This is a genomic window from Streptomyces sp. NPDC032198 (assembly GCF_040636975.1).
GTDB lineage: Bacteria > Actinomycetota > Actinomycetes > Streptomycetales > Streptomycetaceae > Streptomyces.
The window spans coordinates 1-26,262 of record NZ_JBEZVL010000018.1 but is presented as its reverse complement, the minus strand read 5'-3'; the positions used below and the strand labels follow the sequence as shown (position 1 = coordinate 26,262).

Below are 26,262 nucleotides of genomic sequence, written 5' to 3'. Positions count from 1 at the left end.
GTGATCCTCAACCGCGGTATCGGCAACGACGACAACGGCGGTGACCCCGCCCCGCACCGGGAGCACATCGACATCACCCTCTCCCTCTCACCGGGCAGGGCACCTCTCCTCGAACTACCCTTCACCATGGCCGACTTGGCGAGGCTACGGCTCCAGGTCACCCGTCGCGCCGAGGACGCGGGCCTCTGCGACCCCCGGCTCAGCGACTTCGTGCTCGCCGTGCACGAGGTCGCGAGCAACGCCGTCGTACACGGCGGCGGCAAGGGCCGTATCCAACTCGCGCACACAGCGCAGGGGTTGCGGTGCGTCATCGCGGACAGCGGTCCGGGGCTGACCCGGGCGAAGCCGTGCGAGGCGGCCACGCTGCCCGACGCCGACGAGGCGGAGAGCGGACGGGGCCTGTGGCTGGCCCAGGCCCTCACGGACCACTTCGACGTCTCGGTCTGCCCGGCAGGGACCAAGGTCACGCTGGTGGCGCTGCTGTCCTGAGGTGGGCCGCGCGGCCATCGCCGCTCATGCCGAGGCCCGCTCGACCAGCGCCGGACGGAACACCATCGACAGCGGTGCCGCTCCCGGCCGTTTGATCCGCCCCAGCAGCAGCCGGGCCATCTCGGCGGCCATCTCCTCCACCGGCTGCCGGACCGTGGTCAGGGCGGGCTCGCAGGCACCGGCGGCCTCGCTGTCGTCGAAGCCGACCACCGCGACGTCCTGCGGCAGCCGCCTGCCCGCCCGCAACAGGGTCTGCAGCGCGCCCTGCGCCATCAGGTCCGAGGCGACGAACACACCGTCCAGGTCGGGGAGTTGGTCCAGCAGGCGCCGTGTCGCCTCCGCGCCGCCCACCCGGGTGAAGTCGGCCTCCGCCCAGGGCGCGTCGGTGATGCCGTGCGCGGCCAGCGCGTCACGGAACCCTTCGAGGCGTTCCTGGGCGGCCGGCATGTCCTGCGGCCCCGCGATGCTGCCGATCCTGCGGCGCCCCCCGGCGACCAGGCGGTCGACGGCCATCCGCGCGCCCGCCCGCTGGTCCACCTCCACGTATGGCAGCGGGACCGTCTGGGCCGGGCGCCCGGCGAGCACGGCGGGCAGGCCGGTCTCCGCGAGCAGCAGGGGCAGCGGGTCGGAAGCGTGCGAGGAGACGAGCACCGTGCCGTCCACATGACCTTGGCGCAGATACGACAGGAGCTGCCGGCGCGAGGCGTCGTCGTCCACCAGCATCAGGACCATCTGGACCCCGGCCGGGCGCAGCACGTCGAGGAGCCCGCCGACCACCCGGCCGAAGTGGGGGTCGGTGAACATCCGGCCGACGAAGGGCGCCTCGACCGGCCTGCGCTCACGCTCGGACACCACCAGGGCGATGGAGTCGGTCCGCTGGGTCACCAGGGAGCGGGCGGCCTGATTGGGGACGTAGCCGGTGGCCTCGACCGCCTCCTCCACCTTGCGGCGCAGCACCGGGTCGACGGTGGGCGCGCCGTTCACCACCCGGGAGACAGTGGCGCGTGACACTCCGGCCGTCCGGGCCACGTCCTCCAGGGTCACGGGGCGGGCGGGGCGCAGGGCGTCGGCAGTCACGGGGTCTTTATAGCAACCGGGGTGGGCGGGCGTTCGGGTCCCGGCGCCTGACGGCCCATCAATTCGGCGTGCGGCGCGCGCTATTGGTCGACACCTCCCACCGTCGGACATAACGCCCAGGCCAGAGCGATTGACGCCAACTTGCGCACAGGGGCACCTAGTTGACTTCTTCCCACCCGGACAGCGCGACATCGTGCGCACCCCCTTGACGCGCCTTGTCCCAGACACAACTATCCAACGCGAGAGAGCGCTCTCTCAGCGATCACCGTTCAGATCCTGAACTAAAGCCGCACGCATGCGGCACCGCTCTGCCCCACTGACTCCGGAGCGGTGTCCGCCCCCACCACCAGCGCTTCCCCGCACCCGTCACGCAGCCACCAGGGAGACTTGCCATGTCCGAGCACCAGCCTGCGCCCGCCGCGAAATCCACGCTCTCCCGTCGCTCCGCCCTGGCCGCCGCGCTGGCGGTCCCGGCCACCGGTCTGCTCGCCTCGCAGGCGGTCGCCGCTCCCGACGCCGCCCCGGCGCAGCTCCACGCCGCGCGCCGCCCGCAGCCGGCGAACGCCCTCGCCCCCGACTTCGGCCCGAACGTCATCGTCTTCGACCCCTCCACCGGCGGCATCCAGGGGAAGCTGGACGAGATCTTCAAGAAGCAGGAGTCGGCGCAGTTCGCCGCCGGCCGCTACGCCCTACTGTTCAAGCCGGGGACCTACAACGGCCTCAACGCCCAGATCGGCTTCTACACCTCGATCATGGGCCTGGGCCTCTCCCCCGACGACACCCACTTCAACGGCGACGTCACCGTCGACGCGGGCTGGTTCAACGGAAACGCCACGCAGAACTTCTGGCGTTCGGCGGAGAACCTCTCCCTCTCCCCGGTCAGCGGAGCCAACCGCTGGGCCGTCTCGCAGGCCGCACCGTTCCGCCGCATGCACGTGCGCGGCGACCTGAACCTCGCGCCCAACGGCTACGGCTGGGCCAGCGGCGGCTACATCGCCGACAGCCGGATCGACGGCACCGTCCAGCCGTACTCCCAGCAGCAGTGGTACACCCGCGACAGCTCGATCGGAGGCTGGCTCAACGCGGTGTGGAACATGGTCTTCTCCGGGGTCGAGGGCGCGCCCGGCGACTCCTTCCCCAACCCGCCCTACACCACCCTGAACAACACCCCGTACTCCCGCGAGAAGCCCTTCCTCTACCTCGACGGCGCGGAGTACAAGGTCTTCCTTCCCGCCCTGCGCACCAACGCGCGCGGCACCAGCTGGGGCCACGGCACCCCGCAGGGCCAGTCCCTCTCCCTCTCCGCCTTCTACCTCGCCAAGCCGGGCGACAGCGCGGCCACCCTCAACGCCGCACTCGACCGGGGGCTGCACCTCCTGCTCACCCCCGGCATCTACCACCTCGACCGGCCGATCGAGGTCAAGAAGGCGAACACCGTGGTTCTCGGGCTCGGTTACGCCACCCTCATACCGGACGGCGGGGTCACCGCGGTGAAGACCGCCGACGTCGACGGGGTGCGGCTGGCCGGGTTCCTGGTCGACGCCGGGCCGCAGAACTCCCGGACGCTCGTCGAGATCGGCCCGTCGGGCGCGGGCGCCTCGCACGTCGGCAACCCGACCACCGTGCAGGACGTGTTCATCCGTATCGGCGGTGCGGGCGCGGGCAAGGCCACCACCAGCATGGTGGTCAACAGCCGCCACACCATCGTCGACCACACCTGGATCTGGCGCGCCGACCACGGGGACGGCGTCGGCTGGGAGACCAACCGGGCCGACTACGGAGTCGTCGTCAACGGCGCGGACGTGCTGGCCACCGGCCTGTTCGTGGAGCACTTCAACAAGTACGACGTGCAGTGGAACGGCGAGCGCGGGCGCACGATCTTCTATCAGAACGAGAAGGCGTACGACGCCCCCAACCAGGCCGCCATCCAGAACGGCGGCATCAAGGGCTTCGCCTCGTACAAGGTCGCCGACTCCGTCACCACCCATGAGGGCTGGGGGCTCGGCAGCTACTGCTACTACAACGTCGATCCGACGATCGTGCAGGAACACGGCTTCGCCGCACCCAACAAGTCAGGGGTGAAGTTCCACCACCTGCTCGTCGTCTCGCTCGGCGGCAAGGGTCAGTACGCGCACGTCATCAACTCGACCGGTGCTCCCACGTCGGGGTCCAACACGGTGCCGTCCACGGTGGTCTCCTTCCCATGAACCGCCCTCCCCCTTCAGCCAGTTCACCCACCCGCAAGGAGAGCAGCATGCGCTCCGGCACGTTCCGAAGAAAGAGACTCACCCCGGTCGTCGCGCTGGCGACGGCCTGCGTCCTGACCCTGATGGCCGGCCTCGCGTCCGCGGCGCCGGCCGACCCTCCCGGCGCGGTCGCCGCAGCGGCCTGGGACACCGACCGCGCCGCCGAGGCATACACCGCGAACCCGGCCTCCGCGACCGCGTCCGGCAACGAGGCGGGCAGCGCGGGTCCTGGCGCCGCCTTCGACGGCAACGCCTCGACCCGCTGGTCCAGCCAGTTCGCCGACGACGCGTGGATACGCGTCGACCTCGGTGCCACCCTGCGCGTCGACCGCGTCGTGCTGGACTGGGAGGCCGCGTACGGCAAGAAGTACGTCCTTGAGGTGTCCGGGAACGGCACCGACTGGACCCCCTTCTACACCGAGACGGCGGGCACGGGCGGCTCCGTCACCGCCCACACCTACCCCCAGGAAGTGACGGGCCGCTACGTACGGATGCGCGGCGTCGAACGCGCCACGCCCTGGGGCTACTCGCTGCACGCCCTCAAGGTGTACGGCGGCACACCCGCCCCGGCCTCGACGACCCGCTCGAACCTCGCCCTGAACCACCCGGCCTACTCCAACCGCTATCAGCACGCGGGCAACGCACCGTCCTTCGCGACCGACGGCGGCTGGCCCGCCGACCTCAAGGCCGATCAGACCCGCTGGTCCAGCGACTGGAACGCCAACCGCTGGATCGCGGTCGACCTGGGCGCGCGCTCCACCATCGACACCGTGGACCTGTACTGGGAGGCGGCCTACGCGGTCGACTACGAGCTCCAGGTCTCCGACGACAACCAGACCTGGCGCACGGTCCACAAGCCCTCCGCCTCGGAGGTCGCCGCGCGCCGGGCGGACGTCAAGTCGCCCGGTGACGCGGTGGGCCGGCACGACAGCGTGAAGCTCTCGCAGCCCGCGACCGGCCGCTACGTACGGATGCTCGGCAAGGAACGCCGGTCCTTCTACAATCCTGCGCCGGCCACCGCCCAATTCGGCTACTCCCTCTACGAGTTCCAGGTGTGGGGCACGGGCGGCAGCGCGTCCGCCGCGTATCCGGCGTTGCCGGGCGAGCAGTCGGGGGCGTACCGGACGACGTTCTTCGACGACTTCACCGCGGGGGCCTTGACCGCTCCAAGTGGCGGGTGGTGCGCACCGGCACGGAGATGGGCTCGGTCAACGGCGAGTCGCAGGCGTACGTCGACTCCACGAACAACATCCGTACGGAGAACGGAAATCTCGTCCTCCAGGCCAAGTACTGCGACAACTGCACCACCGCGGGCGGCGGCACCTATGACTTCACCTCGGGCCGCGTCGACACCAACACCACGTTCGACTTCACGTACGGCAAGGTCAGTGCCCGCATGAAGCTGCCCGTCGGGGACGGGTTCTGGCCCGCGTTCTGGATGCTGGGCAGCGACGTGGACGACCCGGACGTCTCGTGGCCCGCCTCCGGCGAGACCGACATCATGGAGAACATCGGCTACGCGGACTGGACGAGCTCCGCCCTGCACGGCCCCGGCTACTCGGCGGACGGCAACGTCGGCGCCCGCCAGACGTATCCGAACGGCGGCACCGCCGACCAGTGGCACACATACGCGGTGGAGTGGACGCCGACGGGCATGCGCTTCTCCGTCGACGACCGCCTCGTCCAGGAGACGACGCGCAACAAGCTGGAGTCCACGCGCGGCGAGTGGGTCTTCGACCACCACCAGTACGTCATCCTCAACCTCGCCCTCGGCGGCGCCTACCCGGCGGGCTGGAACAAGGTGACCCAGCCGTACTGGGGCCTACCGCAGTCCAGCGTCGACAAGGTCGCGGCGGGCGGGGTCAAGGCGGAGATCGACTGGGTGCGGGTGGAACAGAAGGGCTGACCCACGCCCGCACCGGACACCGATTCGTACCAACTCCCGGCTTGTGTACGGACGGTGAAGGAAAGGCGGAGTAACGTCGTGGCTGTGCGAAGGGAGCGGCTGATCTGACGGCGGCCGCCGCGCACGGGGTGGCGACGGCCGCCCGGGGCGCGAGGAACGAGGCTCCCCCTCGTCGCTTCCTCGCGCAGTGCCCTCCATGGGTGAGATGCGGGATTTCCCACCACGAAGGGCTCTGGCAGGAGCCGCCTCGTCGGTGATGCGGCTCCTGCTGGCCCGCAGGGAGTGTCCGGTCGGCGCCGAGCAGGATGGCGTAGGACAGCTGCCGGTGCGGCCACGGGAGCTGCGTCCCGCACAGCCCTGCTCCGGCGCTTCCCCGGCGCGCGAAAAATACCGGGTGGACACCGCCGCTCCTCTGTTAGCGTCCCCCGCATGAAGCGCGCTGCGATGACGACGACGCCGGAGAGTGTCCCGGCGCGCTGACCGATGTTCCAGTCGAAGGCCCCGGGGCGAGTGCCCCGGGGCTTCGCCATGGTCACTCGCCCGATGTACGCCCTACGTACGCGAGGAGACCGCCATGCATGACCACCGCAGGCTCGGCCGCGAGCTCGACCTGTTCGACACCGACCCCCTGATCGGCGCTGGACTGCCGTACTGGCTGCCGGACGGCGCGGCCGTGCGGCACACCCTGGAGGAGTACATCCGCGCCGCCGAGCGCGGGGCGGGCTACCAGCACGTGTACTCGCCGGTGCTCGGCAAGCGGGAGCTGTACGAGATCTCGGGGCACTGGTCGCACTACAGCGAGGACATGTTCCCGCCGATGGACCTCGGCGGGGAGCAGGTCGTCCTGCGGCCGAGCCTCTGCCCCCACCACGCGGTGATCTACCGCTCGCGTCCGCACAGCTACCGTGAACTCCCGCTGCGCATGGCCGAGTTGGGGGGCATGTACCGCTCCGAACTCTCGGGCGTGCTGGGCGGCCTGACCCGAGTCCGTGCCATCCACCTCAACGACGCGCACATCTTCTGCACCCTGGACCAGGTCGCCGACGAGGCACGGTCCGCCCTGGAGATGATCCGCCGGGCGTACGAGGCCCTCGGCATCACCCCGGCCCGCCACCGGCTCTCCCTGCCGGGCCCCGGCGGCAAGTACGTCGCCGCCCCCGAGCTGTGGCAACGGTCCACCGCCCTGCTGACCGACGTCCTCGACCGCTCCGGACTGCCCTACGAGGCGGTGGAGGGGGAAGCCGCGTTCTACGGCCCCAAGATCGACGTCCAGGTCGCCGACGGAGCGGGCCGGGAGTCCACTCTCTCCACCGTCCAGGTCGACTTCCATCAGCCCGACCGCTTCGACCTGCACTACATCGGCGCGGACGGCGCGAAGCACCGCCCGGTCATGGTCCACCGCAGCATCATCGGCAGCGTGGAGCGAGCCGTCGCCCACCTCATCGAACAGCACGGCGGCGCCTTCCCGGCCTGGCTCGCCCCCACCCAGCTGGCCGTCCTGCCCATCTCCGACGCCGAACTGCCGAACGCCGTGGCGTTCGCGCGGCGCTGCGGGGAGCTCGGACTGCGGGCCGAGATCGCGGGGCCGGAGCGCGGCACCCTGGGTGCCCGCATCAGGGAGGCCCGCCTGGTGCCCTACCAGGCGGTCATCGGTGCCAAGGAGGCCGCCGACGACCAGGTCGCCCTGCGGCTGCGCGACGGGCGCCGGCTCGACCCCATGCCCGCGGACGGCCTCCTCGCCCGTGTCGGCGCGCTCGTCGAGGCCCACGGCACCGACCTGTGGGAACACGGGCGCCCGCACCGCCGAGGGGGCTCAGAAGGCGTATCTGACGCGTAGCCACGGCGCGTGCGCCGCAAGGAGCTGCTGGACGCGCGTCAGTGACTGCTGCTTGATGTCATGGGCGTAGCGGACATTGAGTGCCCCGTTCTGTGAGCGCTTGGTCTCCTGGGCCTCCGGCTGCCACAGCACGTCCTCGGCCCGGGGGTGCCAGCCCAGGTTGACCTCGTGGAGCGCCTCGTTGTGGGTCAGCATGATGACTTCGGCCGCCGCCTGCTCCTTCACGCGGGCGGGCAGGACGTCGTCGAGGTGGGCCAGCAGGTCGGCCCAGTCGCGCTGCCACCCCGGGCGCAGCACGACGGGCGAGAGGTTGAAGTGGACCTCGTACCCGGCGTCGAGGAAGTCCGGGGCGGCGGCGATGCGCTCCTCGACGGGGCTGGTGCGGATGTCCAGCAGCCGGGCATCGGCGGCGGGCATGAGGGAGAAGCGCACCCGTGTGCGCCCCTGCGGGTCGAGCGCGAGCAGGTCGGGGTTGACGAACTTGGTCGCGAAGGAGGCCTTCGCCGTCGGCAGGCCGCGGAACGCGGCGACCAGATCGGCCGTGTTGTCGCAGACCAGGGCGTCGACGGAGCAGTCGCCGTTCTCGCCGATGTCGTAGACCCAGGCCCGGGGGTCGCACTGGTTGGGTTCCGTCTTGGGGCCCTGGGCCCGCACGTGCCGCCGGACGTGGGCGACGATCGCCTCGATGTTGGTGAACAGCGTGATGGGGTTGGCGAAGCCCTTGCGGCGCGGAACGTAGCAGTAGGCGCAGGCCATCGCGCAGCCGTTGGAGGGGCCCGGCGCGATCCAGTCGGCGGATCTGCCGTTGGGGCGGGTGGCGAGGGTGTGCTTGACGCCGAGGACGAGCGTCTCGGTCTTGATGCGGGCCCACCGGGCGACGTTGCCGTCGTTGCCGTGGAGGGCGGGGATGCGCCAGTGGCTCTCGACCTCGGTCACGCGCACTCCCGGCAGCCGGGCCATGATCTGCTGGCCGCGCGGCGAGTCGAGGGCCGCGGGCTCGGCGTACACCTCCCGCACGTCGAGCATCCGCCGGGCCCGCGGACTGTCCCGGAAGGCTCCGCCCCCGGGTGCGGCGGCCGGGGCCGGCGAGGTGTCCGTCCACCCGAAGAGAGCCTGCTGCTCAGGCTCTTCCGAGGCAGCTCCTGCCGCCGACCGCTCCACGTACTGGTCCTTTCCACCGGTTGCTTTTCCCTGCCCCACCGCACACAAGGGTCTCAGCCCCGGCGGTCGCTCGGAGGTAAAGGCACGCAGCGGTGGAGCCTCGCTTGAGGGATTGCCGTCAACGGGTCGATCTGCTTTGACAGTTGGATTGATCGGAGGTCGAATCGGGGTTCGAGGACGCACGAGAGATCCTCCCGGAAAGGGAACTCCCCGAGGAGGCCCTTCGCTTCCACATCAGAAAGAGGTGCGTATCGGTGTCCACCACGCTGAGCAAATCCATTCCTGGGCAGCGGAGCACCCCATTCAAGGAGATTCCCGTCCTGCGGGCCCGTGACGGGATCGGCGGCACCCGCGCATTCCGGCGCGATCAGATCGGTTTCCTCAAGGGGGGGCTCGAAAGGCACGGGGACATCTACCGGTTCCGGCTGCTCGGCATGCGGATGGTCATGCTCAATCATCCGGACTACATTCGCCATGTCCTGGTGGACAAGAGCGAGCAGTACGACAAGAACGCCGCGATCTTCCGCATAGCCCGCCCGGTGCTGCGCGACGGACTGATCGCCACCGCCGACATGGACCTCTGGCGCAGGCAGCGCCGGATGATGGCGCCCTTCTTCACCCCGCGCACGGTGCCCAAGTTCGCCCGGAACATGACGGACGAGACGGTGAGCATGCTGGAGCGCTGGGACGCCAGGACCGACGCCGAAGCCCCGCTGGACGTCACCGACGAATTCGGGCAACTGGCGCTGCGCATCGTCGGCCGGTCTCTCTTCAGCGCCGACATCAGCGGTGTGGCGCAGTCCTTCGAGCGCGCTTTCCAGCTGGCCAACACCGTACTGGGAGATTTCTTCAGTTTCCCGTTCCCGCCGCTGAGTTTTCCCACCCCCAGCCATGTGCGGCTGCGCCGGGCGATCGACTGCATGGACGAGTGTGTCTCCGAGTTCATCAAGAAGCGGCTCGCCGATGATTCCCCGCCCGGTGAGGAGCCGGACATGCTCTCTCTTTTCCTCCACGCCGTGGACGAGGGGGACGGAAAGGGAATGGACCTGGAGCAGCTTCACCACGAGGTGCTCAACATCTGTGTGGGGGCCTACGAAACCACCACCAACACCCTTGCCTGGGCCTTCTATCTGCTGGCCAGGAACCCCGAGGTGGAGAGCAAGCTCCACGCCGAACTGGACGAGGTTCTCGGCGACCGCACGGTGCCGGAATTCGAGGACCTGGCCAAGCTGAAGTACACCAGGATGATCGTCGACGAGGTCCTGCGCATCTACTCCCCGGCGTACCAGCTCATGCGGCACACCCGCGAAGAGGACATCATCGACGGCTACCGGGTGCCCGCGGGCACTCAGGTCCTGGTCAACAGCTATCTCCTGCACCGCCACCCGGACTTCTGGGACGACCCGGAGCGGTTCGACCCGGAGCGCTTCACGCCGGAGGCGATCGCCGAGCGCCCCAAGCACGCCTACGTTCCCTTCGGCAGCGGCCCCCGGGTCTGCCTCGGCAAGCACTTCGCGCTGACCGAGATCTGCCTCGCCCTGGCCACCGTGGCCCGCGGGCACCGCCTGGTGACGCCCGAGGGGGCTCCCGAGGTGCTGCCCGACGCACTGATCACGCTGCACCCCAAGGGCGGCGTCCACCTTCGACTGGAGCGGCGTTCATGAGCGCGCGGAGCACCGGTGGCGCGGAACTCGCGCACATACCCGAGATCTTCTGCCCCTTCCCCTACCGGGAGAACCCGCACACCGACCGGGCGCGCGCACAGCTCGCGGACTGGGTGCGGCGCACCGGCCTGGTGCACCGCGAGTCGGCCAGGGAGCGTTTCGACCGGGCGGACTTCGGCTGGTTCGTCTCCCTCGTCCACCCCTCCGCGAGCGCGCGGCACCTGGAGCTGATGGCCGACTGGTTCGCCTGGCTCTTCCTCGTCGACGACCAGCTGGACGACGGCGGCGTCGGCCGCAGCCCTGACCACATGGAGCGGACGGTCCGCGCCATGCAGGAGGTCCTGGAGGCGCCCGACTTCGGCGAGAGCGTCAGATACGCGGCGAACACACCGCTCGCGGTCTCCTCGCTGGCCGAGCTGTGGCAGCGCACCGCGGCGGGCGCCTCCCCCCAGTGGCGCCGCAGGTTCATCGGCCATCTGCGGGACTGCCTGGTCACGGCCACGGTGTGGGAGGGCGGCAACCGGGTCAGGGGCACCGTCCCCGACGAGACGACGTACATCGAGAAGAGGCGGCACACGGGCGCCATCTACGTCTGCATGGACCTGATCGACATCGTCGAGGGGCTCGATGTCCCCGAAAGCCTCTACGACAGCGCGGAGTTCACCGCCGCACGCGACGCCGCCTGCAACGTGGTGTGCTGGACCAACGACGTCTACTCGCTGGACAAGGAGCGTGCGCTGGGCGAGGTGCACAATCTCGCCTACCTCATGCAGTACCACCGCGGGCTCGACCGGGAGCAGGCGCTGGCCGAGGTGTGCGCCGCCACCGGCGCGGAGACCGAGCGCTTCCTGAGCGCCGAGGCGGAGCTGATGCGGGCCCAGCCGCGCCATGCCGCGCTGCTGGTGCCCTGTCTCGCCGGCATGCGGACCTGGATGCGCGGCAACCTCGACTGGTCGCGGCGCACCAAGCGCTACCAGGACGGGGCGCAGCTCTCGCAGGAACACCCCGCCGCGTACCTGGAACGCGCCCTGATGGGGGCGGAACGATGACGGCGGCCGTGGACCTGGCGCCGGACACGGAACAGGCCTGGGCCCTGCTGCGGCAGTACCAGCAGCTCACCGGCCCGCGCATCCGCCGTGCCGTCGACCGGCTGAGCGAGCCCGTGGGGACGGTCGCCCGCTACCACTTCGGCTGGTGCGACGAGAACGGGAACCCGTGCCAGGACGGCTGGGGCAAAGGCGTGCGGGGAGCCCTGGTCCTGTCCGCAGCCGAGGCGGCGGGCGGTCCGGCCGACCGTGCCCTGGACGGCGCCGCCGCGGTGGAACTGGTGCACAACTTCTCGCTGCTGCACGACGACCTGATGGACGGAGACCTGTTCCGGCGCGGACGCCGCACCGCCTGGAACGTCTTCGGCAAGGCTCAGGCCGTGCTCGCGGGCGACGCTCTGCTGGCGCTCGCGCTGGACACGCTGGCGTCCACGCCCCCTCCCGCGGATGCCACCGGGACGTCGGAGCTGTGCCGGGCCCTGCTTGAGCTGGTGGCGGGCCAGGGTTCCGACATGGCCTTCGAGGACCGTCAGGAGGTCGGCCTGGAGGAGTGCCTGACGATGGCGGCGGGCAAGACCGCCTCGCTCCTCGCCGGGGCGTGTGCGCTCGGCGCGCTGTCGGTGGACGCGACTTCGCGGCAGGTCGCCGGGCTGCGCGGGTTCGGACACCACGTGGGGATGGTCTTTCAGCTCGTCGACGACCTGCTGGGGATCTGGGGAGACACCCGGGCGACCGGCAAGGTCACCGGCGGTGATCTGCGGCGGCACAAGAAGTCCCTGCCGGTGGTCGCGGCGCTGACCGGCGACAGCAATGCGGGGCGCCGCCTCGCGGAGCTGTACCGCCTCCCCCGGCCGCTGAACGACGGGGAAGTCGTCCGGGCGGCCCGGCTGATCGAGGAGGCGGGCGGCCGGGACTGGGCCGAGCAGGAGGCCGCACGCCAGTGGAAGCAGGCGCTCGACCAGCTCTTCGGCGCTTCCCTCGGTCCTGGGGCGACGCGGGGACTGCTCGCGATCGCCGACCTCATCACCCGTCGCGACCGCTGAGCACAGCCCCGTGGTCCATCAGGAATGCCGAGGACACGCTCATGACCCGTAATCCAGTGAATACCGCACGAGCCGCCCGGAGTTCCGTACTGGACTCCCCCGAGGTGGCCTTCCTCTTCTCGGGCGGCGGGCCGCAGTGGATCGGCATGGGCCATGCGCTGCTCGCCGAACCCGCCTTCCGGGCCACCCTGGACGAGTGCGACCGCGCCGTGCGCGCCGTCGCCGGATGGTCGGTGACCGAGAAGCTCCGCGCCGACGACGGCAGCACCCTGGTGAGCACCGACGTCCTCCAGCCCGTCCTGTTCTCCGTGCAGACCGCTCTGGCCCGCACCCTGCGGGAGTGGGGCGTGCGGAGCGACATCGTGCTGGGGGCGAGCATCGGCGAGGCCGCCGCGGCGGTCGACGCCGGTGCCCTGTCCCTTACGGAAGGGGCGCGGCTCATCGCGACCTGGTCCGGGCTCGTGGCCGAACGGGCGGCGGGGCACGGCACGCTCATCGTCTGCGACCTGTCGCCCGAGGAAGCCGGACGCCTCAGCGCCGGAAGTGCGGGGCGGGTCTTCCTCGCGAGTCATCTCTCCCCCGTACAGGTGTGCTTGTCCGGGACGAACGACGGCATCGCCGAGGTCGAACGGGAACTGTCCGAAAGGGGCGTGCGCACCCAGCGCACCCCCGTCGACTACGCCGGCCACAGCACCCTGCTGGCCGGCCTCGGCCCCGAACTCATCCGCCGCCTCGGCACCCTGCGCACCCGGCGCACCGCCGTGCCGTACTGGTCGACGGTCACGAACGGCTTCGCCGACGGTCACGCGCTCGACGCGGCGTACTGGGTGCGCAACATGTGCGAACCCACGCTCCTGACGGAAGCGACGGCCCGGCTCGCCGCACGGCACCCGGTGCGGATCGTCGAGATCTCCCCGCACCCGGTCGCCTCGTACTCGCTCGAACAGACGCTGGCGGAACACGGAGCGACCCGCTCCGAGATCCTGGCCACGTCCCACCGGGACGTGCCGCCGCGCCAGGGCCTCGAGGACCTCGTGGCACGCCTGTCCGGCCCGGTCCGGTAGGCGGCAGGGCCCAACGCACCCGGCCCAGCTGTCAGGACACACGGAAGCCCGGTCCTCCGCACCAGAGGACCGGGCTTCCGCACGTCACCACCACCCAGCGCTTGCTCAGCGGGAGCGGCGTGCCGTGGCTTCGAGCGTCCGGGCGAAGTCGGCGGGCCGCGTGGCGGCACCGGTGAGCACCACGACCGGCGCCCGCCCGCCGGACGCGGCGACCGATCGCGCGATCTCGTACGCGGCGACACCTCCGCCGGAGAATCCGCCCAGGACCAGGGGTCCTTCCCGCAGCGCCCGCAGGACGGCCTCATGCCGGCGGGAACCCGCTGCCGGGCGCAGCAGCGCGATCATCTCCGGTCCCCGGTAGGCCCGCACGACCCGGGTGTGGACGGAGTGCGGGGTACTCGGCGTCTGGATCAGGCAGACCGTTCCCGCCCCGGGGTGCGTGGCCGGGCGCAGCACCACGAGCGGGGGCACCTCGGTGTCGTCGGAGGGCGGCCCCGCGGTGCGGTCGGGCCCGGGGGCCAGCGGCCTCGGGAGGTCGTCGAGCAGCGCGAGCACCTCCCCGACGGTCGTCCTCTCCCCTTCCCTGCCGGGGAGTTGGCGGAGCAGGAACGCGGTGTCCGCGAGGACCTGGTCGGCGTCGCCGAGCCGCGTGCGGTCGTAGGAGGCCGTGACGACGAGTCCGCCGTCGTCGCCGTGGTGGGCCACGAGGGTGAGGGGGAAGGCGGTACGGACACCGAGGGTCTCGGGGGAGCCGACCAGGATGCCCTGCGCGGCGAGCAGCTCCGTGAGCCCGTCGGGATCGCACGGCCGGTGCTCGAAGACGAGCAGGCTGCCGCTCGCCCCGGTGTCCCGTGCTCCCGACCAGGACCGTATCTGACCTGCCGTCACCCACTCGTACGCGCCGCGGTCCACGGCTTCGTCGCGCAGTCCGGCCAGGACCGCGAGCACGGTCGCGCACGGGTCGACGTCGACGGTGACCGGCAGCGGATTGCGCAGGGGGGCGGGCAGCCGCTCGACGCCGTCGAAGTGGATGCCGCGGCCCGAGACGGTGGAGCTGAAGCGGACACGGGCCGGGCCCGCGGTGCCCCGGGCCCGGTACAGGAGCAGCGCCCACACGGCGTGCAGCACGCTGCTCTCGGGGCTGCCGAGCGCCGCCGCCCACGTCCTGAGCCGCTCGGTCTCCTCGGTGTCGAGGCGGGTACGGGCGTGGCCGACGCCCGCGCCGGTGAGGGCGGCGGCGGGCGGCTCGGTGGCGGGGGCGAGGTCGTTTCGGGACCAGAAGTCCCGTGCGGGCGCGGTGTCCTGGGCGGTGAGCCAGTGTGCGTAGTCGCCGATGTCGGGGCGCCGCTCGCCGCCGGGCAGCGCGCCGTCCGCGAGATAGGCGCGATAGAACTCCTGCAGCAGGCTGCGTACGCTCCAGCCGTCGAGCAGGGCGTGGTGGAAGGTGAGCAGCACGCGGGCGGGCGCGGGGGTGTCCTGCCCTGGCGGGCCGCCGGCCAGGACGGTGATGCGCAGGGGGCCGGGGCCGCGCGGGTCGAGACCCCGGCGGCGGTCGGCCTCGACGAGCGCGTACCAGTCGGTGGCGGCATGCGGCAGGTGGACGACTTCGGGCGTGATCCGCTCGTGCAGCACCAGCTGGGGCTCGGGACCGTCCTCGAAGGTGGCGCGCAGGACGCTCTCACGGTCGAAGACGGACTGCCAGGCGGTGGTGAACCTGTCCGGATCGAGCGGTCCGTTCCAGGCGAAGGCGAATTGTTCGCTGTGCCTGCCGGTGCCGGGGTGGGCGTCGGAGTCGGCGATCAGCTCGCGCTGCAGCGAGGTCGGCACGATCCTGCGGGCACCCTCTTCGTGCCGCGGGGTGTCGGTGAGCAGGTCGGCGAGCAGGCCGGCCGGGAAGTCGACGGAACTGCCCGCGGACGCGCGGGCGGTGAGCCGCAGCGTGTGGTGGCCGGGCCCGTGCTCCTCCAGACGGTGGCGCCACAGCGGCCTGCGGGCGGGGCGGGCGCTCTCGCGGTCGATGCGGTCGAGGGCGGCTTCGAGGCGGTGGGTGTCCAGTGGGCCCCGCAGCTCCAGGACGGGCAGGGCAGGACCGGGCGCACCGGCGAGATCGACGACGACGGTCATCGGTGCGTCGGGCCTGCTGTGCGGGGCGTGGTCGGTGCTCATGATCGTCCGGGGCGCCTGCGTCGCGTGCCGCGGCGTCTCGCCGCCGGTCTGCGTACACGGGCTCCGCGTACCTGCGGAGAGCCCCTCCTCCTCTCTCTCCACACGTGCGGTACGAGCGTGCACGGGCCCGCTCCTACGGCGCCGGCACGGCGCCGACACGTGATGGTCCGGTCGTCTGCGCCCCCGCTGCCGTTGCAGGGCACGTTAGCCGTGTGTGGGAGGTGCGCCGGATTCTTCCAGCCGACCTGGACGGACCTGCGACCGGCTGTCGAGACCGCCCTGGCGGGGCCGCTCGGCGACGCGCTCGTCGACGCGCTCGTCGACGCCTTCCGCGAGGCGTTCGGCGACCGCCGCCACGAGGCCCTCGTCGAGCATGCCGCGGGCCGTCGTGTCGCGGCAGCCGCCGAGGCCCGTGTCCTGGCGGGCCACACTCAGCAGGTAGCGGCCGAGGACGCGGTGCGTGGCGAACGACCACTCGCCGCGGGCGGCGGGCCTGCCGTCGGGCGTGTGCAGCTCGCCACCGGGTGTGTGCGACTCGCCGTCGCCCGGGCCGAAGCCGAACTCGGTGAAGCCGAGCCGCAGTCCCTGGCCGAGCGCCTTGGTGTAGGCCTCCTTCAGGGTCCACAGCCGCAGCATCTCGGCGGCGCGTTCGTCCGGGGGCAGAGGTGCGAGTGCGGCGCGTTCCGCGGCCGTCAGGACATGGCCGTGCAGCAGTTCGTAGGACATGGGCCGGTCGACGGGTTCCGCGTCGACGCCGATACGGCCGTCGCGGCTGATGACCACGGCGATCAGGTCGTCGGTGTGGGTCAGGCTCACATCGAGCTGGTCGAATCCGCGCAGGTACGGGCGTCCGCCGATCTTGTACGCGAGTTCCAGTTCGGCCGGCTCGACGTGCAGGGCGACGGCGGCCGTGAACTTCGTGACGAGCCGGGAGACGGCGAAGCGGAAGCGGACGGCGGGGTCGCCGGTGCTCCGGTAGCGCTGCCAGTCGCGGCCGAGGAGGCGGCGCAGCGCGGGGTCGGCGACGGCCGCGGTGAGCCACTCTCCCCAGGTGGCGTGGACGACGGCGTTGCCGTGGCGGCCCATGGACTCGCGTACGCGGTGCCAGGGTGCGTCCGGCCCGCTGACGTGGATCGGCGGGCCGATGCGGGCCGCCGCTCCGAAGGCTTGTGTGGTGGCCTCCGGGGAGGTGCGCGTGGTCCTCAAGGGCCCTTCCTCACCTGTGCGGTCGCGGTGCGTGCCCTACCGGTGGGTGCCGCCCGTGCGGGGGCCGGCGTGTCGAGGCCGAAGCCGCGGCCCTCCCGGTAGCGGCGGACGAGTTCGCCGAAGACCCGGTCCTGGCAGTCGTGGGGCAGGTCGGGCACCGGCAGGGCCAGGTTTCCGCCGATCCGGGACAGGGCGAGCAGCGCCCAGGCGGGGTCGGCGAGGAAGGGGTCGCTGCCGTCCTGGCTCTCCCAGACGCCGAGCACCGCGGCGGCGCCGACCACCCGGCTGTAGCGGTCGATGAGCACGATCACGGCGGGGTCGGTGAGCGCCGCACCCGACGTCGGCAGGCGGCGGCACTCCTCCCTGAGGGCCCGCAGTTCACCGACGAACCTCTCGGCAAGTACGGCGAGTTCGGCGATGTGGCCGCCGGCGCCACGGAGGGCGGCGAGCCGGGCGGCGGAGCCGACGAGCGCGGCACACATGAAGTCGCCGCCGCCCGCGACCGCGATCAACCCATAGTCCAGGAAGGGGAGTTCGGCAGCAGAATGGAACAGCTCGGGCGGCGGCTCCGGTTCGGCGAACCAGGAGCCTCTCGCGAGGCCCCCCAACTGGGGGGCGAGCAGGGACCGGCAGAGCACGGTGCCGGTGGGGCCGAGCCCGGCGACGGTCAGGTCGCGCATGAGTTTGCCGAGCGCGCCGTACTCCGCGCTCGCGTGCTCGTAACCGTGCGAGCCGAGGACGGTGGCGAGTTCCTCCAGGTCCTCGCGCAACTGGCCCGGCACCACGTACATCACGGCGGCGGCGAGAAGGTGGGCTCCCGCGGGCAGCAGGCTCAGTGCGCGCAGGGCGACCGTGGCCATGGCGTCGCAGGCGAGGAGGTCGGCGAAGACGCCCGCGAGCGGCTTGCGCCAGCGCTTGGCGACGGGCCCGCCGCGACCGGCGGTCACGGCCCGTACGGCGGAGTGCAGCACGGTGTCGACGGCCGGGGTGACGAGGCCGCAGAGCACGCTGCCGTTCACCTGGAACACGCGCAGGGCCAGCTCCGTGCCGTCCCCCGCACCGCCCACGAGCGCGTCCGCGGGGACGGCGCAGTCGGTGAACTCCAGGCCGGAGAACGGCACTCCGCGCATGCCGAGGGTCTCCACGCGCGGCAGGTGCCGCAGGTGGCCGGGGTGCCGGCCGGCGGGGTCGAGGAGCAGCACGGAGTGGCTGCGGGCTCCGGGGGCGGCAGCGGTGCGGGCGTAGACCACCTGGAGGTCGGCCCGTTCCGCGTCGACGACCATGTCCCTTCGGCCGTCGACGCGGTATCCACCGGCCTTCGCGTGTGCGGTCACGGTGCGGTCCTGGTGCGGTGACGCGTCGGCGGGGGCGGGTGCGTGGTGCAGGGCCGTGGCCCGCCCGCCACCGAGCAGCAGGTCGGCGGTGTCCCGGCGCTGGCGCCCGCTGCCTGCGGCCCAGACGGCACCGGCCGCGAACAGCGAGGTGACGCCGGAGCCGAACCCGAGCGCGATGTCGCGCCGGAAGACGGGGCGCAGGACGCGCACGAGCAGGTCGGCGCGGGTGAGACGGCCGCCGTACGCGGCGGGCACGAACTCCGCGCCGAGCCCTTCGCGGGCAAGCAGCGCCTCGGTCCCCGCGGGCGGTGTGCGCCGGGCGTCGGCGGCGAACAGGGCGTGCAGACCATGGGGATTGCCGAGGTCGTACGGGTCGCCGAGCAGCGCCTCGAACCGCGCGGCCCGGGCGGAGGCGTCCGCTTCCGCCCTGCCGTGCGCGGCGGCCGGCGACTGGACGGTCTCGGCGCTGATGGTCATGGGAACACCTTGACGAGATTCACTCAAGGACGCCTTGAACCCTCGTACAGCTCTGCACGAGAAAACTCCTCAAGTGGTTCTCAAGCGCTTCTCCAGCGTTTGTCGAGCGAAATTCAATTCACCTTCGAGCCATATTCGAGGGGAGCACGGAAATCGCCCCGGCCCGATCGGTGATCGGGCCGGGGCGATTCCCGGAGCTGTTGCGCAAAAGCGCGGTGGGATCAGCCGGTCTTGCGGCGGAAGAACCGCTTCTGTCCCACTGCTCCGCTCATGCTCTTCACTCGCAACCGGCCTTCCTCGTGCGCCGATCGCCCCTTGGAACGCCCCTTCTTCTCAAGGGCCTCCTTGAAGCGACGCTTGACTTCGGCCTCGTCCGCGTTCCGCTCGGGCGTATCGGTCATAAATGCCTCCTGAGCAATCGATGACAAAACCAGAGTGGCACACATATTCTGTCCCACAAATACCCGGAACGGAGGACGTCGAATCGATCAACGAATATCGAGCAAAGACGGCAGTACGGCATTGCACGCGTTCCCGGGAGAGGCGACGGGGGTGCCACTCACGTGTCCGCCGATGGTTGGTCGGCCGACGACTGCAAGTGCATCTCTCTTCACTTGAGGAACGGTTGAATCCCACTTCACCGTCGGCCCTGAACCACCGGCGCCCCTTCCGCGTCACCCAGCACGGAGAGCACCGCATACCGCCCCGCCGGCCCGCACTCCACCTGGCGACGGAACCCCGCCGCCGTCAGCGCGTCCGCCACACGCGGCAGGCCGGGTGCCGAAACCGCCTGCCGCAACCAGTAGTCCGGCGAGCGCCCACCTTCCTCCGACCGCGGTCCATGACCCGACCGCCTCTCAACTTCCGGGCAGATCCAGGTCCGTAGGGGCTCTTCGAACCGGCACCGTCGGGCCACCTCCAGGAAGTCGCCCGGCGTCGAGCCGCCCCGCGCGGGGGTGCGCACCAGCCGCCCCCGGGCGACGATCAGCCGTGCCGCGTCCTCCATCCCGAGAACTCCCGCCGCATGAGCGGCCGTCAGGCCCCCGGCCGCGTGTCCCGTGACCGCGGCGGCCCGCAGCCCCCAGGCCTCCCAGAGGCGGAACAGGGCCAGTTCGCAGGCGAAGGAGACCGCCTGGCCGAACTCGGGCTCCTCGATCAGTTCCGCGTCCACGCCCGCTTCCGGCGCGAACGCCACGGCGGCGAGCGGCAGCGGCAGATGGACGTCGAGTGCGGCACTCGCCTCGTCGAACGCCTTCCGGAACACCGGGTAGTGCCGGTAGAGCTCGCGCCCCGTCGGCCACCACGCGCGGCACTCCCCCGCGAAGAGCACCGCCACCCCGGATCCGTCCGGCGGTCCCGGCGGTCCCGGCGGTCCCGGCGCCCCGGGCGACGGCAGGAGGCCGCGCGTGACCGGTCCACCGTGTCGCGCCGGCGACGGGACGAGCCCGAGCCGGGTGCCCGGCGCATCCGGCACCAACTCCCCCCGGTCCAGCGGCGTCACGGCACGCAGCAGCCCGGTGAGCTCTCCCTCGACGGCCTCCCCCGGCGCCCGCCGCGCTCCGGTACCGCCTATCTCCGCGTACACGCGCCGCCCCGCGGCGAACGCGTCCGCGAGACGGCAGAGCACGAGTACGTCGTGTTCCCCGCGCCCGGCTCCGCCCAGCAGGGCCACGTCGCTCTCGCCGTCACCCAGGCTCCGCACGGCGAGCAGCGCGGCGGTCGCACCGTCGGCGCCCGGCACCGGGTCCACCGGGCCGCGCAGCCCGAGCACCCGGGCCAGGTGCGCGGAGATGGTGCCGCCGCCGAGCGCCGCGAGCTCCCGGGGGAAGAACGCACCCGTCCGGCGGCCCGTCAGTTCCAGGGGGGTGAGACGGGCGTCCCGTACGGCGGACCAGACGGCGTCGAGCACCATCCACCGAACGGCGACAGGATCCGGCCGATTGCGGTGACGGCCCCGGCCGACTCCGACGACGGCGACGGGCGCCCGGGACACGGCGGGCCCGACAGCCGCGGCAGGCCCTCCCCCGCTGCTCGACGTGACATGACCCATCGGCTCCTCCTCGGCTCTGGTCGCGACGGGTTCCGGCCCATCCGCGTGGACAGATCGACCCACTTTCACCAGTCCCGCTTGAAGTTCCCTTGAGAAGCGCCACTTCCGCTCGAGGGCCGCTCGAGGACGCGTCCACCTGCGTCGACAACACCTCCCGGGTGCAGCAGGGTTGATGGCACCGGCCCGGCTCGCTCTCGTCGCGCGGATGCGCCGATGCCGCGCCGCACCTCTCCGACCGTGCTCCGGCCGCCCCTTGTGGCCGTGGCCGGAAATCACCGCCCCCCACGACAGCAGTTCCCTTACTGTGTAAGTGTCTCGTACGTCGTAAGTTGCACGTACGCCGTAAGTGGCACGTACGCCGTAAGGCTGCGCATCCGCAAGGGAGAACTCGCCTTGACCAAGAACTCATCGCACGGAACGCCGGACGCGACGGGGACAGCGACAGGACCCCAAGCGCATCCGCAGCGCTGGTGGATCCTCTCCGCCCTGTGCCTCGCACTCCTCCTGGTCCTGCTCGACAACACCGTGCTGACGGTGGCGATCCCCTCGATCACCGAGTCACTGCACGCCGACACCTCGTCGATCCAGTGGGTCATGAACGGCTACACCTTGGTGCTGGCCGGACTGCTGATGACCACGGGGTCACTGTCCGACCGCTTCGGCCGCAAGCGGGCCCTGCTCCTGGGGCTGGTGCTGTTCACCGTCGGCTCCGGGGTGGCGTCCTTCTCCGAGAGCCCGACCCAGCTCATCGTGAGCCGGATCGGCATGGGCGTGGGCGCGGCCTTCCTGATGCCCAGCACCCTCGCCGTCCTGCTCCAGGTCTTCGACGAGAAGGAACGGCCCAAGGCCATCGCGATCTGGACGGGCGTGGCATCGGGCGGCATCGCTCTCGGCCCGGTGATCGGCGGGTTCATGCTCGACCACTTCTGGTGGGGCTCGGTCCTGTTGATCAACGTCCCGATCGGCATCGCCGCACTGGTCGTCATGGTCGCCCTGGTGCCCGAGTCGCGGGACCCGCAGGTCCGCAAGCCCGATGTACCCGGCGTCGTGCTGTCCGCGGTGATGGGCGTCGGCCTGGTGTACGCGGTCATCTCCGCGCCCGAGCACGGCTGGGGCTCCGCCGATGTGATCGTTCCGCTCGCCGCCGGCCTGGTCGCGCTGATCGGCTTCATCATCTGGGAGCGGCGGGCCAAGGACCCGATGCTGGACCTCTCCCTCTTCCGCAATCCCCTGTTCAGCGGGGCCGTGGGCAGTGCCGCGCTGACGTCCGTCGCCATGGCGGGCTCGCTCTTCCTCTTCACGCAGTACCTGCAGTTCGTCCTCGGATACAGCCCGCTCCAGGCCGGTTTCGGCGTCATTCCCATGGCGATCGTCCTGCTCGCGATGACCCCGTTCAGCCCGAAGCTGAGCGCCCGCATCGGCGCCCCGGCCACCCTGGCGTTCGGCCTGATCGTGCTGGGTCTGGGGCTCGTCACCCTGAGCTTCGTGGGCGCGGACACCGGCTACGTGGTCACCCTGTTCGGCCTGGCCCTGATGGGCGGCGGTGTCGGCATCGCGCTGCCCGCCTCGTCGAACACCCTCATGAGCGCCATTCCGCCGGAGCGTGCGGGCATGGCCTCCGGGCTCAACTCCACGATGCAGGAGTTCGGCAGCGCGTTCGGTGTGGCGGCGCTCGGCAGCCTGGCCGCCGCGCAGTTCACGTCGAAGCTGCCCGGCTCGCTGCCCGAGGACTCCGGACACTCGGTCGGCCAGGCGCTGGACGCGGCGGCCCAGGGCGCGAACGCACCCCGTGTCGTCGACGAGGTCCGGGAGGCGTTCGTCTCCGGCATCTCCCAGAGCCTGCGGTTCGGCGCCGCGGCGGCCGTGGCCGCCGGCCTCCTCGCCTGGTTCGTCCTGCGCAAGGGCAGCACCCCGGCGGCGGCCCCCGCCGAACCCGAGGAGGCGCTGGACCAGCAGCTGAGCCAGGACAACGCGGGCGTATCCTGACCGCCATGACGACGAACACCGGCGGAAAGCCGCGCCTGGACAGCATCTGGCTGTCCGGGCCGGCCCGTCGTCGGCCCCAGACCAGCGGCAGCCATCCCGCCCTGAGCCGCGATCAGATCGTGTCGGCCGCCGTCCAGATCCTCGACACCGAGGGCCTCGGCGCCCTCTCCATGCGCCGCCTCGCGACCGACCTCGGGGTCGCGGCGATGTCCCTCTACTGGCACGTCCCGACCAAGGACGCCCTCCTGGAGTTCGCACTCGACGAGATCTTCGGCCGGCTCGACCGGGCACCGAAACCCGATGCGGACTGGGGCAGGCAGGCCGAGCACATCGCCCACGACCTGCGGCGCGTCATCCGGGAACACCCGTGGTCCAGCCAGCTCGCCGGAACGTACGCCATGGTCGGGCCGCACGCCCTGGCCATGTTCGAGACCCTCATCGGTCTCGTCGAGCAGGGCGGGTTCGCGCCGCCCCACGCCTACCGCGCGGTGGGAACGCTGGTGAACTACGTCCTCGGCTTCGCCGCCGACGAGGTGAAGTGGCTGTCCCGGATGCGCGAGGCGGCCCTCGACCCCGAAGAGGTCAAGTCGCTCTGGCTCCCTCCGATGCTGGAGGCCGTGGGAGATCAGTTCCCGCGCATGCGGGCGAATCTGGAGGCCGGTGAATCCCGTGACTGGGACGACCATTTCTCCTTCGGACTCAGCTGCATGGTGGACGGCATGCGCATCAAGGCCGGCGAGACGGACTAGGACTCAAGAACCGCTCGAAGAACACTTCAATATTGCTTCACCATGGCTGGCGAATAGGAACTCATCCTATTCGTCAGCCATTTCTACAGTCTCCCTCAAGTGCCGCCAAAAATGGCTCCTTACCAGCAGACGAGCGGCCGAACCCCCAGGTCACGCCCCACTCGTCGCGTCGTTTGAAAGTTGACGCGACCACATCTCGTCTGTCACACTTTTCGAACGGGATCGGTGTGTCTGCACACAGGCAACCCCCGTTCATTCAAGGTCACTTCCGCGAATCATCAATCGCGTTCTGAAGACGAAGATCTTGGACAATCTTTCCTTCACTGGAAATCAGAGATTTGCCCCCAGAGCCGTATCGCACCCGCGATACGGCTCTGTCGCATTCACGGAGAAAGTGACGGAGTCGAGTCGAATGACGGACGTGAGCAGGCCCACCGGTAACGAAGATCGTCTGCGCCGAGCGATGGCAGCAGTGCTGCAGCTTCAGCAGCGCAACGCGGAACTCGAGGAACAGCGCGTCGAACCGGTCGCGATCGTGTCGATGGCCTGCCGCTTCCCCGGCGAGGTGACCAGCCCCGAGGAGTACTGGCGGCTCCTGCACGAAGGGCGGGACGCCATAGGGGAGTTCCCGGCCCGCTGGGACGACCTGGAGCTCTACGACCCGGATCCGCAGACCCCGGGCAAGAGCTACGCCCACGAAGGAGGGTTCCTCGCCGGCGTCGAGGGGTTCGACGCCGAGTTCTTCGGGATCCCGCCGCGCGAGGCGCAGTCGATGGACCCGCAGCAGCGGCTGGTCCTGGAGGCCTCCTGGGAGGCGTTGGAGCGTGCGGGCATCCGGCCCGAGACACTGGCCGAGAGCCGCACCGGCGTCTACCTCGGCGCCATGCGTGCCGACTACGCCGACGACCAGACCGGCCTGACCTACCTGGACGGTTACCAGGGCACCGGCGTCTCCAGCAGCGTCATCTCGGGCCGCGTCTCGTACGTGCTCGGCCTGCAGGGCCCCGCCGTCACGATCGACACCGCCTGCTCGTCCTCCCTGGTCGCCCTGCATTCCGCTGCGGCCGCACTGCGCGCCGGCGAGTGCGAACTCGCCCTGGCGGGCGGCGTGACCGTGATGTCCTCGCCCGCACTGTTCGTGGAGTCGAGCCAGTTCAAGGGCATGGCCGCGGACGGGCGGTGCAAGAGCTTCTCCGATGACGCGGACGGCGCGGGCTGGTCCGAGGGCGTGGGCATCCTCGTCCTCAAGCGCCTGTCGGCGGCCCAGCGTGACGGTGACCAGATCCTCGCCGTCATCAAGGGTTCGGCCGTCAACCAGGACGGCCGCAGCCAGGGCCTGACCGTCCCCAACGGCCCCTCCCAACAGCGGGTCGTCCACGACGCGTTGGCGTCCGCGCGCCTCGCCCCCGCCGACATCGACGCCATCGAGGCGCATGGCACCGGCACCTCGCTGGGTGACCCGATCGAGGCGGGTGCGCTGGCCGAGGTGTTCGGCCCCGGCCGGGCTGCCGACCGGCCCCTCTATCTGGGCTCCTCCAAGTCCAACATCGGGCACGCGCAGGCCGCCGCCGGTGTGGCCGGGGTCATCAAGATGGTCCTGGCACTCCAGCACCAGACGCTTCCCAAGACGCTGCACGCCCAGGCACCCAGCAGCCACATCGAATGGGACGGCAGCGGCCTGGAACTCCTCCAGGACAACCAGCCCTGGCAACGCGGCGAGCGCATACGCCGGGCAGGCGTGTCCTCCTTCGGCATCAGCGGCACCAACGCGCACGTCATCATCGAAGAAGCACCCGAGAGGGCCGAGGTCGCCGAAGTCGCCGCCGAGGAGGACTCGGGCGGGCCAACTCCCGGGGCAGTACTGCCGGTTGTGGTCTCCGGGCGCACCGAGAACGCCATGCGCGAGCAGGCCGGACGGTGGGCCGACTGGCTCCAGCAACACGACACCGCCGACCTGGGCGCCGTGGCCACCACCGCAGCCCTGCACCGCACACACTTCGACAGCCGGGGCGCCATCCTGGCCTCAACCGCCGAGGAAGCCGCCGAAGCCCTGCGCGCGCTGGCCACCGACCAGCCCCACGACCACACCGTCACCGGTACGGCCGCCCCGCGCGGGAAGATCGTGTTCGTCTACCCCGGCCAAGGCAGCCAGTGGCACGGCATGGGCACCGACCTCTACCACCACAACCCCGCCTTCGCCGAAGCCATCGACGCCTGCGACACCGCCCTCATGCCCCACACCGGCTGGTCCGTGCGCCAAGTGCTCACCGACCCCGACCACCCCGACAACCCGCCGCTGGACCGCGTCGATGTCGTCCAGCCCGCCCTGTTCGCCATGGGCATCGCCCTCACCGCCGCCTGGCAGGCACTGGGCATCACCCCCGCCGCCGTCATCGGCCACTCCCAGGGCGAAGTCGTCGCCGCCGTCACCAGCGGCGCCCTCACCCTCAACCAAGGCGCCCACATCGCCGCCACCCGCTCCAAAGCCGTCCTGCCCCACACCGGCAACGGCGCCATGGCCCTGATCGAACAACCCCACACCACCGTCCAAAACCTCATCACCCCCTACGGCAACGACCTCTCCATCGCCGCCATCAACACCACCACCTCCACCGTCATCTCCGGCACCACCCACGCCATCGACCAACTCATCACCCACCTGGACGAACAAAACATCTACACCCGCAAAATCAACGTCGACTACGCCTCCCACCACGCCCAAATGGACCCCCTCCTACCCCAACTCGCAGAAGCCTTCAAG

Annotated in this window: 17 protein-coding genes and 1 pseudogene; 11 read left to right on the top strand and 7 right to left on the bottom strand. The window is 71.1% G+C overall.

Annotated elements, in window-relative coordinates:
* A complete protein-coding gene (locus AB0E78_RS36810) occupies positions 1-489 on the top strand; it encodes an ATP-binding protein (RefSeq protein ID WP_361842460.1) in 489 nt (162 codons plus the stop codon).
* A 24-nt stretch (positions 490-513) separates the two neighbouring features.
* Here the strand turns inward: AB0E78_RS36810 and AB0E78_RS36805 are convergent, their stop codons facing one another.
* Complete coding sequence (locus AB0E78_RS36805; protein WP_361842458.1) at positions 514-1,566, bottom strand: LacI family DNA-binding transcriptional regulator; 1,053 nt, start codon at positions 1,564-1,566, stop codon at positions 514-516.
* Between the two features lie 392 nt (positions 1,567-1,958).
* On the opposite strand from AB0E78_RS36805, the gene AB0E78_RS36800 reads away from it, so the two are divergent.
* The 3 genes and pseudogenes from AB0E78_RS36800 (at position 1,959) to thrS (ending at position 7,555) form a co-directional block, all read left to right on the top strand.
* Complete coding sequence (locus tag AB0E78_RS36800) at positions 1,959-3,773, top strand: coagulation factor 5/8 type domain-containing protein (RefSeq protein ID WP_361842455.1); 1,815 nt, start codon at positions 1,959-1,961, stop codon at positions 3,771-3,773.
* A gap of 122 nt (positions 3,774-3,895) precedes the next feature.
* Positions 3,896-5,718: pseudogene (locus tag AB0E78_RS36795) on the top strand (discoidin domain-containing protein).
* A 463-nt stretch (positions 5,719-6,181) separates the two neighbouring features.
* Positions 6,182-7,555: a threonine--tRNA ligase gene (thrS, locus tag AB0E78_RS36790; RefSeq protein WP_361842454.1), complete on the top strand. Its 1,374-nt coding sequence runs from the start codon at positions 6,182-6,184 to the stop codon at positions 7,553-7,555.
* Here the strand turns inward: thrS and AB0E78_RS36785 are convergent.
* Positions 7,532-8,716 (bottom strand): spore photoproduct lyase family protein, encoded by a 1,185-nt coding sequence (locus tag AB0E78_RS36785; RefSeq protein WP_361842451.1) that lies wholly within the window; start codon positions 8,714-8,716, stop codon positions 7,532-7,534. The two genes, thrS and AB0E78_RS36785, sit on opposite strands and share 24 nt — an antisense overlap.
* Before the next feature lie 254 nt (positions 8,717-8,970).
* On the opposite strand from AB0E78_RS36785, the gene AB0E78_RS36780 reads away from it, so the two are divergent.
* The 4 genes from AB0E78_RS36780 to AB0E78_RS36765 are packed head-to-tail and all read left to right on the top strand — an operon-like array spanning position 8,971 to position 13,533.
* A complete protein-coding gene (locus tag AB0E78_RS36780; RefSeq protein WP_361842449.1) occupies positions 8,971-10,380 on the top strand; it encodes a cytochrome P450 in 1,410 nt (469 codons plus the stop codon).
* Positions 10,377-11,429 (top strand): terpene cyclase, encoded by a 1,053-nt coding sequence (locus AB0E78_RS36775; RefSeq protein ID WP_361842446.1) that lies wholly within the window; start codon positions 10,377-10,379, stop codon positions 11,427-11,429. Before AB0E78_RS36780 ends, AB0E78_RS36775 begins: the two co-directional genes overlap by 4 nt.
* Entirely contained in the window at positions 11,426-12,469 is a 1,044-nt protein-coding gene (locus AB0E78_RS36770) for a polyprenyl synthetase family protein (protein WP_361842443.1), read from the top strand. Before AB0E78_RS36775 ends, AB0E78_RS36770 begins: the two co-directional genes overlap by 4 nt.
* A gap of 41 nt (positions 12,470-12,510) precedes the next feature.
* The gene (locus AB0E78_RS36765; RefSeq protein ID WP_361842441.1) at positions 12,511-13,533 is read left to right on the top strand and encodes an acyltransferase domain-containing protein; all 1,023 of its coding nucleotides are present in this window, start codon (positions 12,511-12,513) and stop codon (positions 13,531-13,533) included.
* A gap of 105 nt (positions 13,534-13,638) precedes the next feature.
* On the opposite strand, the gene AB0E78_RS36760 is transcribed toward AB0E78_RS36765, so the two are convergent.
* The 5 genes from AB0E78_RS36760 to AB0E78_RS36740 all read right to left on the bottom strand — a co-directional run bounded on the left by AB0E78_RS36760 (position 13,639) and on the right by AB0E78_RS36740 (position 20,628).
* Entirely contained in the window at positions 13,639-15,699 is a 2,061-nt protein-coding gene (locus AB0E78_RS36760; protein WP_361842438.1) for a condensation domain-containing protein, read from the bottom strand.
* A gap of 204 nt (positions 15,700-15,903) precedes the next feature.
* Positions 15,904-16,905: a 4'-phosphopantetheinyl transferase superfamily protein gene (locus AB0E78_RS36755; protein WP_361842435.1), complete on the bottom strand. Its 1,002-nt coding sequence runs from the start codon at positions 16,903-16,905 to the stop codon at positions 15,904-15,906.
* The gene (locus tag AB0E78_RS36750) at positions 16,902-18,716 is read right to left on the bottom strand and encodes an acyl-CoA dehydrogenase (RefSeq protein ID WP_361842432.1); all 1,815 of its coding nucleotides are present in this window, start codon (positions 18,714-18,716) and stop codon (positions 16,902-16,904) included. Before AB0E78_RS36750 ends, AB0E78_RS36755 begins: the two co-directional genes overlap by 4 nt.
* A gap of 221 nt (positions 18,717-18,937) precedes the next feature.
* Positions 18,938-19,117 carry a DUF5302 domain-containing protein gene (locus tag AB0E78_RS36745; protein WP_361842429.1) on the bottom strand — a complete coding sequence of 60 codons (180 nt, stop codon included), beginning with the start codon at positions 19,115-19,117 and terminating at the stop codon, positions 18,938-18,940.
* Between the two features lie 236 nt (positions 19,118-19,353).
* Positions 19,354-20,628 carry an acyltransferase domain-containing protein gene (locus tag AB0E78_RS36740; RefSeq protein WP_361842428.1) on the bottom strand — a complete coding sequence of 425 codons (1,275 nt, stop codon included), beginning with the start codon at positions 20,626-20,628 and terminating at the stop codon, positions 19,354-19,356.
* Positions 20,629-21,159: 531 nt separating this feature from the next.
* Here AB0E78_RS36740 and AB0E78_RS36735 point away from each other — a divergent pair.
* From AB0E78_RS36735 to AB0E78_RS36725, 3 genes are all read left to right on the top strand, one after another.
* On the top strand, positions 21,160-22,752 hold the full coding sequence (locus AB0E78_RS36735; RefSeq protein ID WP_361842425.1) for an MFS transporter: 1,593 nt from the start codon (positions 21,160-21,162) through the stop codon (positions 22,750-22,752).
* 5 nt (positions 22,753-22,757) lie between these two features.
* Positions 22,758-23,501: a TetR/AcrR family transcriptional regulator gene (locus AB0E78_RS36730; RefSeq protein WP_361842422.1), complete on the top strand. Its 744-nt coding sequence runs from the start codon at positions 22,758-22,760 to the stop codon at positions 23,499-23,501.
* Positions 23,502-23,964: 463 nt separating this feature from the next.
* Positions 23,965-26,262: type I polyketide synthase (locus tag AB0E78_RS36725; protein WP_361842419.1), on the top strand; the 2,298-nt coding region annotated here is incomplete at its 3' end.

What these genes read in the sequence shown, in the direction of transcription:
- AB0E78_RS36765 (WP_361842441.1), top strand. Translation starts at nt 12,511, where the DNA reads ATGACCCGTAATCCAGTGAATACCGCACGAGCCGCCCGGAGTTCCGTA.
- AB0E78_RS36760 (WP_361842438.1), bottom strand. Translation starts at nt 15,699, where the DNA reads ATGAGCACCGACCACGCCCCGCACAGCAGGCCCGACGCACCGATGACC.
- AB0E78_RS36750 (WP_361842432.1), bottom strand. Translation starts at nt 18,716, where the DNA reads ATGACCATCAGCGCCGAGACCGTCCAGTCGCCGGCCGCCGCGCACGGC.
- AB0E78_RS36740 (WP_361842428.1), bottom strand. Translation starts at nt 20,628, where the DNA reads ATGGTGCTCGACGCCGTCTGGTCCGCCGTACGGGACGCCCGTCTCACC.
- AB0E78_RS36775 (WP_361842446.1), top strand. Translation starts at nt 10,377, where the DNA reads ATGAGCGCGCGGAGCACCGGTGGCGCGGAACTCGCGCACATACCCGAG.
- AB0E78_RS36745 (WP_361842429.1), bottom strand. Translation starts at nt 19,117, where the DNA reads ATGACCGATACGCCCGAGCGGAACGCGGACGAGGCCGAAGTCAAGCGT.
- AB0E78_RS36730 (WP_361842422.1), top strand. Translation starts at nt 22,758, where the DNA reads ATGACGACGAACACCGGCGGAAAGCCGCGCCTGGACAGCATCTGGCTG.
- AB0E78_RS36800 (WP_361842455.1), top strand. Translation starts at nt 1,959, where the DNA reads ATGTCCGAGCACCAGCCTGCGCCCGCCGCGAAATCCACGCTCTCCCGT.
- AB0E78_RS36770 (WP_361842443.1), top strand. Translation starts at nt 11,426, where the DNA reads ATGACGGCGGCCGTGGACCTGGCGCCGGACACGGAACAGGCCTGGGCC.